The 12387-nt window shown below is 54.4% G+C and carries 14 protein-coding genes; 8 read left to right on the top strand and 6 right to left on the bottom strand.

Annotation, left to right across the window (positions count from 1 at the left end):
- Positions 1 to 252 precede the first annotated feature (252 nt).
- Positions 253 to 1005, bottom strand: coding sequence for a Crp/Fnr family transcriptional regulator (locus ACR0AH_RS07330; RefSeq protein ID WP_170759981.1), 753 nt, complete (start codon positions 1003 to 1005; stop codon positions 253 to 255).
- A gap of 135 nt (positions 1006 to 1140) precedes the next feature.
- Between ACR0AH_RS07330 and ACR0AH_RS07325 the strand changes: the two genes are divergently transcribed.
- The gene (locus tag ACR0AH_RS07325) at positions 1141 to 1374 is read left to right on the top strand and encodes a hypothetical protein (RefSeq protein ID WP_010442296.1); all 234 of its coding nucleotides are present in this window, start codon (positions 1141 to 1143) and stop codon (positions 1372 to 1374) included.
- A gap of 751 nt (positions 1375 to 2125) precedes the next feature.
- Here the strand turns inward: ACR0AH_RS07325 and ACR0AH_RS07320 are convergent.
- Entirely contained in the window at positions 2126 to 2701 is a 576-nt protein-coding gene (locus ACR0AH_RS07320) for a hypothetical protein (protein WP_170417165.1), read from the bottom strand.
- Complete coding sequence (locus tag ACR0AH_RS07315; RefSeq protein ID WP_170417167.1) at positions 2701 to 3135, bottom strand: helix-turn-helix domain-containing protein; 435 nt, start codon at positions 3133 to 3135, stop codon at positions 2701 to 2703. Before ACR0AH_RS07315 ends, ACR0AH_RS07320 begins: the two co-directional genes overlap by 1 nt.
- A gap of 176 nt (positions 3136 to 3311) precedes the next feature.
- Between ACR0AH_RS07315 and ACR0AH_RS07310 the strand changes: the two genes are divergently transcribed.
- Positions 3312 to 3656 carry a MerR family transcriptional regulator gene (locus tag ACR0AH_RS07310; protein WP_170417169.1) on the top strand — a complete coding sequence of 115 codons (345 nt, stop codon included), beginning with the start codon at positions 3312 to 3314 and terminating at the stop codon, positions 3654 to 3656.
- 44 nt (positions 3657 to 3700) lie between these two features.
- The gene (locus ACR0AH_RS07305; protein WP_170417171.1) at positions 3701 to 4588 is read left to right on the top strand and encodes a site-specific integrase; all 888 of its coding nucleotides are present in this window, start codon (positions 3701 to 3703) and stop codon (positions 4586 to 4588) included.
- A 478-nt stretch (positions 4589 to 5066) separates the two neighbouring features.
- On the opposite strand, the gene ACR0AH_RS07300 is transcribed toward ACR0AH_RS07305, so the two are convergent.
- Positions 5067 to 5978, bottom strand: a complete 912-nt coding sequence (locus tag ACR0AH_RS07300; protein WP_480591096.1) for a LysR family transcriptional regulator — start codon at positions 5976 to 5978, stop codon at positions 5067 to 5069.
- A 107-nt stretch (positions 5979 to 6085) separates the two neighbouring features.
- Here ACR0AH_RS07300 and ACR0AH_RS07295 point away from each other — a divergent pair, with 107 nt between their 5' ends.
- The 5 genes from ACR0AH_RS07295 to ACR0AH_RS07275 all read left to right on the top strand — a co-directional run bounded on the left by ACR0AH_RS07295 (position 6086) and on the right by ACR0AH_RS07275 (position 10649).
- Complete coding sequence (locus tag ACR0AH_RS07295) at positions 6086 to 6862, top strand: CmcJ/NvfI family oxidoreductase (protein ID WP_170663444.1); 777 nt, start codon at positions 6086 to 6088, stop codon at positions 6860 to 6862.
- Positions 6863 to 6875: 13 nt separating this feature from the next.
- On the top strand, positions 6876 to 7841 hold the full coding sequence (locus tag ACR0AH_RS07290) for an LLM class oxidoreductase (RefSeq protein WP_480591094.1): 966 nt from the start codon (positions 6876 to 6878) through the stop codon (positions 7839 to 7841).
- A gap of 12 nt (positions 7842 to 7853) precedes the next feature.
- A complete protein-coding gene (locus tag ACR0AH_RS07285) occupies positions 7854 to 8642 on the top strand; it encodes an SDR family NAD(P)-dependent oxidoreductase (protein WP_170509410.1) in 789 nt (262 codons plus the stop codon).
- 91 nt (positions 8643 to 8733) lie between these two features.
- Positions 8734 to 9579, top strand: a complete 846-nt coding sequence (locus tag ACR0AH_RS07280) for an enoyl-CoA hydratase/isomerase family protein (protein WP_170394211.1) — start codon at positions 8734 to 8736, stop codon at positions 9577 to 9579.
- Positions 9580 to 9662: 83 nt separating this feature from the next.
- Entirely contained in the window at positions 9663 to 10649 is a 987-nt protein-coding gene (locus ACR0AH_RS07275) for a zinc-binding dehydrogenase (RefSeq protein WP_480591092.1), read from the top strand.
- A 185-nt stretch (positions 10650 to 10834) separates the two neighbouring features.
- On the opposite strand, the gene ACR0AH_RS07270 is transcribed toward ACR0AH_RS07275, so the two are convergent.
- Both ACR0AH_RS07270 and ACR0AH_RS07265 read right to left on the bottom strand, forming a co-directional pair.
- Positions 10835 to 11632, bottom strand: coding sequence for an ABC transporter permease (locus ACR0AH_RS07270; RefSeq protein ID WP_170625582.1), 798 nt, complete (start codon positions 11630 to 11632; stop codon positions 10835 to 10837).
- Positions 11629 to 12381, bottom strand: a complete 753-nt coding sequence (locus ACR0AH_RS07265; RefSeq protein WP_170423024.1) for an ABC transporter permease — start codon at positions 12379 to 12381, stop codon at positions 11629 to 11631. The genes ACR0AH_RS07270 and ACR0AH_RS07265 overlap by 4 nt, the downstream gene beginning before the upstream one ends.
- Positions 12382 to 12387 lie beyond the last annotated feature (6 nt).

The following is a 12387-nucleotide window of genomic DNA, read 5'->3' as shown; positions in this document are numbered from 1 at the left end:
CAGGTGACGCCGAAAACGAACTAACCTGCGTCAGTGCAACGATGTTTGGATTCCGGCAACGTGATGTGTGTTGGCGGGATATTTGCTAGCGTGTTCTTAACGAGTATTTAAGAAGCGCAGGAAATCCAGTACCGCAATCGGACTGTATTTATCTTGCGCTTCTTTTTCAGTGAAATCCCAAATCTGCCGAAGCGAATTCCGTCTCTAACAGGCAACGATCATCAAAATCCCGGCATCGCTGTAGGGGTGAACTTATTGCTTCAATAGTGGCCCGGCCTGATCCAGATAAGTGGGGTCAAAACCGGCCAACGTCACCAGTCCTTCATAATCATCAAATACCACTTGCCCGGATTGAAAAGTAACCAGCCCCTTCTCCCGCAGTTGCCGTAGGACACGATTAACATGCACGGCACTCAGTCCCAGCGCATCGGCAAGGTGGTATTGTGTCAGGGGGCAAGTGTATCCCGTCTTGTTTGCCATCCCGACCTGAGTCAGCCTCACACCAAGTTCCAAAAGAAAATGCGCCATGCGCTCACCCGCATCGCGCCGTCCTATGTTGACCAGGTGCTCAACCACCATCGCTTCATCTCGGGAGACCGCCCAAAGAATTGCTGTCGCCAGCCGGGGCGTCTGCGCAAATGCTTCCAGGAGATCATCCACTACTACTTCAATGGCTTGGATTTCCATGATTGGTTCTATGCTGTGATCCGAGGTGTGCAACAGAACGCTTCGCAAGCCCAGAAAGTCACCCGGTATTTGGAAATCGACGATCTGACGCGACCCGTCAGTCTGGGTTTTGTAGGAACAAACCCAGCCCGAGGCCAGAATGTAGGCCGCCTGCTCTGATTGCCCTTGATGCACAAGGTCACGTCCGGCTTCAAAGGTTCTGCGACGCTTGTGCAGGCGTGCCAATACCGCAAGTTCAACCTCAGTCAGAGCGACGAAGTTTGAAAGCTTTCGGGTGAGTGGACTATTTTTGATAGTGCGCAAGTGTTCTTCCTTCATCGATGAGCAGCCCGCGAAACTATCCGACGCCAAGACTGCTTTCGATCAGTTTAGTATACAGCAATCTATGCCAGTATGGTGCAATTCATCGTGGCGCTTCCATGCTTGGACGCCTGTTAGAAAAGGACGTCTACCATGGCTGACCGGCAAGACCATTCAGGAATGGCCGCACTCTCAATTTGTGAAGCGCTTTTGCTTGCAATTAAAGATCGTGAGCTTCTGCCCGAACATGAAATTGTGGGAGTTCTGCATGACGCAGCTGCTGTCCACGAAACAGCGGTCGGCAATAACGATGAAAAGGACATGCACCAGGCCGCCGCTGTTCTGATAAACAAGATCATTGCTTCCGGCTATCGCGTTCGGCAGTAACGTTAATTTCCTGTCAGAAAAACAAGATTACGCTCGTCAAAAAAGCATAACAACAAATAGAAGCACTATTGGTGCTTCGTTCCCGATCAATTCAAACACGAAGCAAGAACCAAAGATCCAATCTCTGCAATATCTCAACTTAATGAAAAATTCCACGACCGCGAATTACCCCCTCTTCCCCGCCACCTGCATGAGCCACAACGAGAATTTGCTTACTGGCTGAAGGCCCGCATGGCCTGTCCTGCTGCACTGCCTGCGACAACGCAAACGTTGGCTTTGTTCGGCGTCTAAGTTGCTGATCCTATGTGCCTCGAAACTACAGTTTGATAGTATCGCATCATCATAGCTTTGAATGACCGGTCTGGCGACAACAGCTGCAACGCAGCGATGAATGTGCTGCGACAGCAAATCAATGCTGCGTCAGCAATTGCCGCAATCGCACAAGTCCGGTTTGTCCGCATCTTACCAGTTCGCTCCTGTTGAAGCGAACGGCAGGTGTACGATTATGGCCCTCGCTCTGTTAAAGTCCCCGTACCAGCTAAATGATACGCGTCTGAGGATAAAATCTGTGGTCAGAAGGAAAAAGAGCACCGCCGAAGTCTGCATTCGTGCCCGTCAAATCCTGAACATGATAGTGTGACGACTCGGTGAGCACTGACCAAAATTCTTCGAGTCTGGCATGTTCGCTCCCACCGGTGTATTTCCAGTGCGCGACGAACTCGTCGATCTGTGGGGCTTTGCTCATGTGAAGTTAGTTGTTCGAAACGGGAATGCGCTCAGTTAGAAATTGTTCGAAGGTGGCGGTTTCGACCGCATATGCGCTGGTATCGCGCTTCCGGGTAATAACCTTTTCGATCACGGCACACAGGCCAAGAATTACCATGCCCGGGAAGAACCAAAGCCCCGTCGCCAATGGCATTTGCTCACTGTAGAGCAAAGTTTGGAGAAGAGGCCAAATCAAGAATGGCATGGCAGCCAAGGCTGACCACTTGACTGGTTTCATCTTTTCCTCGGCTTCCGCAGCCAACCGGGCATGAATCTCGACCAAATCGCGCTCCCATGCTAGGAATTCGTCCATGACTTGGCCAGCGATGTAGTGGTCACAACGGCAATAATCGCGTGTGATGTACTCAACCTGTCCGCAGGCTGCGCAGCGGACCGCATTGATACTATCCGCTTTCGGGCGCAGGTGTTTCTTCTGACCTTCGCGATCGGGGACTTCTTCAGCCCCGCAGACGCCTTCGAGCAGGCGCTCTATATCCTGACCAAGCCGCAGCTTTCGCGGGCGTAGTTTCAGCACTTCATCGGGAAATTCTTCATTCAACATCAGCTTACAAGCCTCAATACGCTGTCGATCCTTGTTGTGTCCGGTTCCCCGCCTTCAATCGTCAGGGCATCGGTGTTCAGGAACTCATCGAAGAGAAAATCGATGGCATCCCACTTCTTTTCAGGGGTCACAGTCAGCCCGCGTTCATTGATCCGGCGCTCGACTGCGATGCCGATCTTACGATAGGCGGCGGCGATCTCTTCGTGCCTTCGGCTCTTGCCATCTTCCGAGTCGCCTTCGAGCATCCAGAGCGGATCAACGTCGAATTCCTCGTAGACTTTCAACAGTAGTGAAGCCGTCAAATCCCGCTGGCTGCGTTCATAGTACTGGTATGCGCTCCGACTGGCGCCAAGGCGCTGCGCCATCTCCTCTTGGGAGAGGCTTGCCATGTTTCGCACAGCCGCAAGGCGATGTCCCAAACCGGGAACTGTCATAGAAAACCTTCTTAATGGTTGCATTGACCACGATACTGGTTATATGAATCACATATGACCATAAATCGTATCAACACGCTCGATTCACGTAAGATCAGCGTATGTTTGTTTCATTCTGAACGCAAAATGAAATTAACTGCCTCGATTTGTGAGCAAAGAGTTTGAGGAGGTGAAGCGTGGAAAAGCTCTTGGAAACCCCGAAAGAACTGGCCGAGCGCGTTGGCATTCCTGTGTCCAATATTCGCTACCTGATCCGCGAAGACATGCTGGACCACATCTATACGGCCCCTGGGCGTAGAAATCCGAAAATCCCTTCCGGCGCGTGGGAGCGGTACGTCGACAATTTCACGGTGAAAACATGCCCAGAAAGCCATCCCCGCCGCGCCTCGAGCGCGACCGCAAGCGTCCGTCCGAGGGCAACTGGTACATCTACTGGACCGAGGGGGGACGCAGCCGCGAGCACTCGACTGGCACTGGGGATCGCGACCAGGCTGAACTCTACTTCGCAGAGTGGAAGCTAAGGCGCTTTAGGCCAGATCGAGCAGTCGAGCCTTACGAATTCTATGTGGCCGACGCAATTTCGCACTACCTGGCAAAACGGCTTGATGACGTCTCCGATCCGGAGCGCTTGGCCAATGCGGCCAAGCCGATCATCCGATTTTTCGACGGCTACGCCGTTGGTGACATCAATGATGCGCTCATCAAGGAGTATTGCCAGAAGCGACGAAAGGGCCGGGGTGAAAAGGGTCTCAAGGACGGCACGCTCAGACGAGAACTCAGCCTGTTGTCGACCGCTATCAGGCGCGCCGAAGAAGATCAGCTGATCACGCGCAGGATAGCCGTTCGACTTCCACCGAAGCCCGAAGGTCGAATCCGGTTCCTGACGTGCGATGAAGCGATAAAACTTATAAAAGCCTCGCGAAGCTTCGATACCCCTTTGGAAGATGGTGTGCCGACGGAGTCAAAAACCGAACACCTGACCCTGTTTCTCCGTATCGGTTTACTGACGGGCCAGCGGAAGGAAGCGATCCTGTCCTTGCGTTGGTCCGATATCGATTTCAACAGCAACATCATCTACTGGAATCCGGTCGGGCGTCGACGGACCAAGAAGGAGCGCCCGAGCTCAAGGTTGCCCGCGCGCCTGAAGAAACACTTGTTGCGCAGGCGGAAGCGATTTCCGGAAGACGAATTCGTTGTCACCCATCGCGGCAAGTCCCTGCAGAATATCAAGCGTGCGTTTCGATCCGCCGTTGTAGCGGCTGGCCTCGAAGGTCAGGGAGACCGGAAAGTCGTGCCGCACACTCTGAGGCACACTTGCGCAACCTGGCTCATGCAGAAGGGTGCGCCAAAGTGGGACGCCTGCGGCTTTCTGGGGATGACCCTCGAGACGCTCGAAAAGAACTACGGGCACCACCACCCAGACCATCAGCGCGGGGCGGCGGATGCCATCTGACATCCGGATCATTTCCGGAAATAGACCATCACAAACGTTAACAAAGGAGCAGTCAAATGACAACGCATCATAATAAATACAGGGGGTTAGGCTCCGGCCTGATCCTTCGGGAGGCAGGGGTCGGAGGTTCGAATCCTCTCACTCCGACCAATAAAATCAAGTGTCAAATGCAACGGTGTATTGCGTTTTGACCGTGGATATTACCTTTCTACTAACTAATGTTGCCTGCGGCGGTTTGAATTTCTGCTATTTCGAATTTTCAATAAAATGACCTGAACCAGTCTTGGGCAAACCGTCAAGATGCTCCGATGCAGCTCGTCGTTCATGTCACTCGCTACAAGCGCGTTGGCCGCGTTCACGCGAACTCATTAACCGCTGGGCAAACCTTGCTATTGCAATTGTAAAAGGCGTGTCCGCCTCGTGCATTTCTCCAAACTGGCGCCGTGATGTCTTAAGGCGCGCTTGACCAATATTGGGATCATGTTTCCCAAGGTGGATTTGAGCCAATCTCTGTGATCAGAAAATCCATGAATACCCGAACTTTGGGGGATAATACGTTGGACTTGGGATAGATAAGCCATAAAACATTGTCTTCCGTAGCCTCAAAGTCTGGCAGAATTTGCAACAACCGGCCCGATTTCAGGTGATCATACACGCTCCATAGTGCGTTTAGGGATATTCCGGCGCCGGCCAGAGTGGCGCAGACCTGGCTTTGGCCGTCGTCTATGATCAATTGACCCTTAGCCATCGCTGGGTCAAATCCGGCTTTCTCACCTGCCTTTCCCGTTAGCGTGCGCAATTGGCGATTTTGGAAAGCGATCAGGTGGTGGCTTTTCAGATCGGCAGGTGTTTTGGGTGTGCCGTATGTGTCAAGATAGTGCGGCGCAGCGCACAGTATGCGTCGGTCATCAGCCAATTTTCGGCCTTTCAGGCTGGTGTCGACAAGCGGCGCATTTCTTAGTGCAAGGTCGTAACTCCCCTCGATAAGATCGAACTGCACATCCGACAGGCGCAAATCGAGCGTCAGATCGGGGTGCTGTTGAAGAAATTTCGGCAGGATTGGAGCAATGTAGAGCTGAGCAAAGGTGCTGGGCGCAGCGAAGCGCAATGTACCGCGGATGGTCGCTGTTTGTTTGCCCAACGCCGTAAGTGCTGCCTCTTCCTGCGCAATAATCTCTCGGGCGAAGGGCAGGAAATCGGCACCTTCAACAGACAGCGACACCTTGCGCGTTGTGCGATGTAACAGTTCGGAACCCAGGCTTTGCTCCAACTTGGCAAGCTTTGCGCTCGAGACAGCTGGAGCCATGCCCAAAGCGCGCCCCGCCGCACTGATGTTCAGCCTTTCTGCCGCCGCTACAAACAATCTCAGCGCGTCTGTATCAAGCCCCATTATATCGCAAACCCGAATTTTCAATCCATGAATGGGCAGTTTATACGCAAATAGATTAGCGTTAAATCCCCTTCATGGATGCAACTCGGCATGGGAAGGAAACGCAGATGACGCGGACAGCCACTGTCAATTACCACGTTCACAAGCCCTGGCGGCAAGCCTTTGAACTAGATGCAGGCGGGATTGCTGGTAATTTGATTTCGCCCGAACTGGCCAGCACGGCTGTTGCATTGACAGATGCCCGCACCACGAGCAACACAGTTACATTTGCGTCTGATGCTGTTGAGTTCGCGCTGCTGGAAACGCAGGTACAAGATTTTACCGGCGAGGTCTGGAAACCGACATACGATGCGGAACTAACGGCAATGCTCTCGAACAAGTTAGGTGCGCGCGAGGTTGTGGTTTTTGATCACACGGTTCGGATAGATGACCCAGGAGCGACGCGCAAACCCGCGCGCAACGTCCACAGTGACTATAGCAAGGACGGAGCCGAACAGCGGCTTGTCGATCTTTTGGGTGCCGAGGCCGCGGCCGAGTGGGCGCGCGGTCACTATGCTTTTGTTAATGTGTGGCGCCCTGTGGATCATCCTATCAACTCAGCACCCCTGGGCTTTGTTCGCCCGTCATCAGTTGAACCGTCTGATTGGATTTTGCTGGACCTGATCTATCCCGACCGCAATGGGCAAATAATGGGGCTGGTAGGAAACCCCAGGCATGAATGGATTTATCAATCGAAGATGACGCCAGATGAGGTCGCGATCTTCAACATCTATGACAATCAAGGTGCTCCGTCGATCGCGCATAGTGCGCTTGATATGGTCGAAGATTCAAACGTCAACACCATTCGCAAAAGCATCGAGAGCCGCACCTTGGTGCGCTATTAAAGGAGAGCCGGACATGTTGGATAAAATGCAGCCTGCTGATTTTGCCCAAATCAACGTGGCCTATAACCGGGTATTTCGACCGGGACGGCTGAGCGTTGGCCTTGTGTTGCCGCTCGAAGCATATGCAGTCGGTGCAGAGCCGACGCTTCGGGATCATCTGGAAGCGGCTCGGAAAGCGGAGAACCTCGGGTTTGCATCACTTTGGCTGCGCGACGTGCCATTCAACGTTCCAAGCTTTGGTGATGCAGGACAGATTTTCGATCCATTTGTCTATCTGGGTGCGCTTGCTGCGGTGACGGACCGAATTGCCCTTGGAACGGCGAGCGTGATCCTGCCATTGCGTCACCCCGCTCATGTAGCCAAGGCGGCGGCGAGCGCGGATGTGCTCTCGGGCGGACGGTTGCTCTTGGGTGTAGCCTCCGGGGACCGGCCTGAGGAGTATCCGGCAATGAACCAGAGCTATGATGACCGCGGGCCACGTTTCCGCGACAGCTTTGACTATATCCGCGCCGTTGGATTGGACTATCCCGAGCGTGAAAGTGCACAGGGTATGCTGTCTGGCGGGATTGACCTGCTGCCAAAGCCGCATGGGACCCGCCTGCCGATGATTATTACGGGTGGTAGCCAGCAATCCCCCGATTGGGTGGCGCAGAACGGCGATGGTTGGATGACCTATCCGCGCAATGCGACTGCCCAAAGGCAGGTTATTGCGGACTATCGGAGGCGCGGTAAGGAAGCGGGCCAGCCAGACAAGCCTGTCATGCAATCCCTGTATATCGATGTCGTTGCCGATCACGCCGCACCACCGCGCCCGATCCATCTCGGGTTTCAGTCTGGCACCGATTTCCTGCGTAGCTATCTACGTGAAATAGAAACGCTTGGGGTCAATCACGTTGCACTGAACCTACGGTTCAATCAAGCGCCCATCGATACGACCCTCGAACACTTGGCAGATACCGTACTGCCCGACTTTTCCTAAAGGATCAGATCAATGACCAAGACTATACTCATTACAGGTTCAACCGACGGCATTGGTTTGCTCACGGCAAAGAAGCTGGCCGCCGATGGACACAAAGTACTTCTGCATGGACGCAGTACCTCCAAATTGGACAGCGCGGCCTCCGAAGTCGGCGGCGATGTCGAAACTTATAGCGCTGATCTGAGCGATCTGTCCGCAGTGCGAGAACTGGCTGAGAGCGTAAAGGCCAAACATGACAAACTGGACGTGTTGATCAACAATGCAGGTGTGCTGAAAGCTCCGCAAACCGTGCTTGCGAATGGGCAGGACATCCGCTTTGTCGTCAACACACTCGCACCCTATCTGCTCACAGAATTGCTGATGCCGATCATTCCCGCCGCCGGGCGCGTCGTGAACCTGTCATCGGCAGCGCAGGCCCCGGTGAATATTAATGCACTGGAGGGTAGTGTCCCGCTGGCTGATATGGAGGCTTATGCGCAAAGCAAGCTGGCGATCACCATCTGGACCCGGGAATGGGCCAAATCTCTGTCCGATGCACCCGTCATGGTCGCGGTAAATCCGGGATCGCTGTTGGCCTCAAAGATGGTGAAAGAAGGATTCGGCCTAGCCGGGAACGATATGAACATCGGCGCTGATATCCTGATTGACGCAGCATTGGGTGATCGGTTCGCTGATGCGTCAGGTGCCTATTTTGACAATGACAGCGGTGCCTTCGCGAATCCACATGCCGCAGCACTGGACAAAGCACATGTTGCCGACGTCATGAACTCGATCAGAGGTTTGATTAACCAGACCAACTGACCCGCGCTGCACTAAATCCAGACGCGCTTCCAACTTTAACCTCCCTTACCCCTCGCGTGTGCCGCGTCGAGGCCCAAGAAAGGACTGTCTGATGAAATATGAGAACTTTCAAACCTTTGACGTTGCTGTTGAAAACGGCATCGCAACAGTCACATTCAACTTTGGCACCGTAAACGTGCAAGGCCAGGAAATGCTGGCCGACCTCAACAGTCTGGCCATGCGGCTAGAGCGAGACCGCGAAACCAAGGTCGTGATCTTTCAGTCCGCCAACCCGGAAATCTGGGTCTGCCACTACGATACCGAGCTGCTCAAGGATATGTCGACTGAGGCCGTATCCCGGGAGGACGCACAGCTTTTGGACCTTCAATCGGTCTGCGAGCGGATCAGCAAGGTGCCACAAGCCACCATCGCAAAGCTGGAAGGGTTCGCACGTGGTGGCGGACACGAGTTGGCGTTGGCGCTCGACATGCGATTTGCGGCGCGGGGTAAGTACAAGTTCATGCAGATGGAAGTTGGAATGGGCATCCTGCCTTGCGGCGGCGGTGCTTCGCGCATGGCACGTCAAACCGGCCTTGGAAAAGCGCTTGAGATCATCCTGAGCGCACAAGACTACGATGCGGATGATGCAGAACGTCTGGGCACCATAAACAAGGCTTTGGAGCCAGATGAGATTGGCCCGTATGTGACAGCGCTCGCCGAGCGGATCGCAAAATTCCCGGCAGAGTCGATCAATGCCTGCAAGCAGATGGTCTATGAATCCATCGACAAACCCATTGATGAAGCGCTGAAGGCCGAAGCCTATTGGCTGTATCAGGCCACAAGCAAAACCCCGGCGGTCAAACGGTTCACCATCGCGGATGAACAGGGTCTGGAACACGACATCGAAAACCAGCGCAAGTGGGGCGATCTGGTTATGCAGGTTCAGGATATCAACTGATCCGTCCTCCAACACAATGATCACGTCAGGCGTGCGCTGTTCAAAGCCGCGCCTGACACTTCGCTAAAAAAAGGAATATCCCAATGAAAGCTATGGTTCTGAACGCCTACGGACCCGATGCACCGTTCGAGCTTGTGGAAATGCCCGACCCGGTCGCAACGTCTGGGCATGTAGTCGTCAAAGTGGCCGCGGCCAGCGTCAATACCGTCGATACAATGATCCGAAGCATGGGCGCGGATCTACCTCTGTCCCCCAATTTGCCCGCGGTCCTTGGCATGGATTTTGCTGGCACAATCACCGCCGTTGGCGAAGGTGTTAGAGGTTTTTCCATAGGTGATGAAGTGTATGGCTGCGCTGGTGGTTTGATGGACCTCCATGGTTCGCTAGCCGAGTACATCAAGGCGGATGCCCGCCTGATTGCACGCAAACCCAAGACGCTGAGCATGCGAGAGGCCGCGGCGCTGCCTCTCGTAGGCATCACCGCCTACGAAGGATTGACCCGCGCCGGTGTCGGCGAAGGGCAGACCGTTCTGGTTCAAGGCGGTGCCGGTGGCGTTGGTCATGTTGCCGTTCAAGTTGCGCGCCACCTTGGCGCAGCCGTGTCGGCAACAGGTCGTGGAGCGGATCAGTTAGCCCTCATCGAGGGTCTCGGTGCGCGCCCGTTGGATTTCACAACCCAAAAGGTCGAGGACTACGTGGCCGAACACACTGATGGCGTGGGCTTCGATGTGGTGTTTGATAGCGTGGGTGGGCCTAACATGACGAACTCGTTCGAAGCGGCCAAGCTCAATGGCCAAGTCGCCTCAACCGTCGCGATGGTCGAGATTGATCTGACACCTGTGCATTTCAAAGGTCTGTCTCTGCACGTCGTCTTCATGCTGATCCCGATGATGCATGATGTCGGGCGTCAATCCCATGGTGACATCCTGAAAACTCTGGCGGAAATGGCGGATGCGTGCCAACTCAAACCAATTGTTGACGAACAGAGGCTTGGGTGGACCAATGTCGATGCAGCCTATGAGCACCTGACAAACGGAGCGGCGGTCGGAAAAGTTGTTGTAGAGCTGTGAACGGAACCGGCCGGGATTGGTGCGCAGAGATATAATTGCGCACCATTCCAGTATGGCCTGATATTGATGTCAGCCATCAGAACTCAGCTAACCTGAACGCAAGTTGCAGCACAGAGTGCTTTGAGCTCGAAGCATTTGTCGGAGCCGACTTTCAGCACATGGATCCCCATCCGCTGCTGGCAATACTAACTGATACCGCCATTGCGGTTTCCAGTACCAAGAACCTTTACTTCCAGCCAGTGGAAACCAAATGCGATCACGCCCGCGACGAGAATATAGAATACGGCCAACAGGATGAGCGGCTCGTAAATAATGAAAGTGTCGGAGCGCACACGTGAAGACACGGCGTAAATGTCGACGACAGTGATCGTCGCAACCAATGGAGTTGCTTTGAGTTGTAATATGGTTTCACCGCCCAATGTCGGCAGGACGTTGCGGATAGCCTGCGGCAACCAGATACGGCGAAACATGGTGAAACGTGGCATGCCAAATGCCTTGGCTGCCTCAAGCTGACCCTTGGCGACCCCTTTGAAGGCACCGCGCATCACCTCTCCTTCGTAGCCGGCATAGGACAACGTCAGCGCCAGTACTGCATATGGCCAGGCCTGTCGCAAATAGGGCCACAACTCGGAAGAGCGTATCCAGGGGAACTGCGGAAACAAAGACCCAAGCCCATAATACAATAACCAGAGTTGCAGCAGCAGCGGTGTGCCGCGGATGATAGTGCAAAATGCCTTGGCCGGGGCGGCAAGATACCAAGGCCCAACCGCCTGTGCCAATCCAAGAGGAACGGCGAGTAGGAAACCCAAAACTACGGTGACCACCAACAGCCAGATTGTCGTCCAAATGCCCTGAAGGGCGAGCGGCGCATATTTCGGGATCCAGTCCCACTGAAGAGAGACGGCGCACCAGACAACGATTCCAGCGAATATCAGCATCATCACAATGCGATGTGGTTGCATCAAAGATCTGAAATCAATCATCTGCCCCCTCCCTTCAGAGAGGGTTGGCCGCGACGCGCCCATTTCTCAATCCGAGCGAAGATGCCGCCCGAACACAGCGTAACCATGAGATAAAGAAATCCCGCTGCCAGAAAGAAAGTAAAATAGGCGCGTGTACTGCTTGCAGCCTGGCGGGTTTCCAGTGTCAGCTCGTTGAAACCCACAACAGCGAGCAACGCGGTATCTTTGGTTGCAATCAGCCACAGGTTGGCAAGACCTGGCACGGCGAAGCTCATCATGGCCGGGATTGTCACGCGGCGCATGGTCATGAAGGCGGGCATCCCGTAGGATTTGGCGGCTTCGATCTGACCGGGCGGAACCGCCTGAATTGCGCCGCGCAAAATCTCGGTCGCGTAAGCGCCCTGGACAACACCCAGCACCCATATGCCTGCGCCAACACCACTGACCTCAACCCGACCCCCGCCCATTGCGGCGGAGATTTTGTTTATGATGTCAGATCCCACGTAATACAGGATCAGGATCAGGACCAGCTCGGGCACGGCCCGGATCACCGTCGTGTAGATGGCGAGAAGATCGCGCGTGACCTTCCCGCCATAGAGTTTGCCGTAAGCTCCGAACAATCCGATCACGAGACCGAGGGCGTAAGCGCCGAAAGCAATCTGCAATGAGTGGGACAATCCGCGCAGCAGATTGGCCCCCCATCCCGGCGGCGAGAGCGACAAAAGCTCTGCGCTCTGCGCCAATCCAAGTGAATCCAACAGTCCGTTCACAGCAGC

Source organism: Ruegeria sp. AM5 (genome assembly GCF_056540645.1).
Note: the sequence above shows the minus strand (reverse complement) of the source record. Positions and strands in the feature narration are given on the sequence as shown.

Bases quoted from the DNA above. Each gene is read 5' to 3' on its own strand.
- ACR0AH_RS07325 (WP_010442296.1), top strand. From the start codon at position 1,141: ATGGCTGACCGGCAAGACCATTCAGGAATGGCCGCACTCTCAATTTGT.
- ACR0AH_RS07285 (WP_170509410.1), top strand. From the start codon at position 7,854: ATGACCAAGACTATACTCATTACAGGTTCAACCGACGGCATTGGTTTG.
- ACR0AH_RS07315 (WP_170417167.1), bottom strand. From the start codon at position 3,135: ATGACAGTTCCCGGTTTGGGACATCGCCTTGCGGCTGTGCGAAACATG.
- ACR0AH_RS07330 (WP_170759981.1), bottom strand. From the start codon at position 1,005: ATGAAGGAAGAACACTTGCGCACTATCAAAAATAGTCCACTCACCCGA.
- ACR0AH_RS07295 (WP_170663444.1), top strand. From the start codon at position 6,086: ATGACGCGGACAGCCACTGTCAATTACCACGTTCACAAGCCCTGGCGG.
- ACR0AH_RS07270 (WP_170625582.1), bottom strand. From the start codon at position 11,632: ATGATTGATTTCAGATCTTTGATGCAACCACATCGCATTGTGATGATG.
- ACR0AH_RS07280 (WP_170394211.1), top strand. From the start codon at position 8,734: ATGAAATATGAGAACTTTCAAACCTTTGACGTTGCTGTTGAAAACGGC.
- ACR0AH_RS07320 (WP_170417165.1), bottom strand. From the start codon at position 2,701: ATGTTGAATGAAGAATTTCCCGATGAAGTGCTGAAACTACGCCCGCGA.
- ACR0AH_RS07300 (WP_480591096.1), bottom strand. From the start codon at position 5,978: ATGGGGCTTGATACAGACGCGCTGAGATTGTTTGTAGCGGCGGCAGAA.
- ACR0AH_RS07275 (WP_480591092.1), top strand. From the start codon at position 9,663: ATGAAAGCTATGGTTCTGAACGCCTACGGACCCGATGCACCGTTCGAG.
- ACR0AH_RS07290 (WP_480591094.1), top strand. From the start codon at position 6,876: ATGTTGGATAAAATGCAGCCTGCTGATTTTGCCCAAATCAACGTGGCC.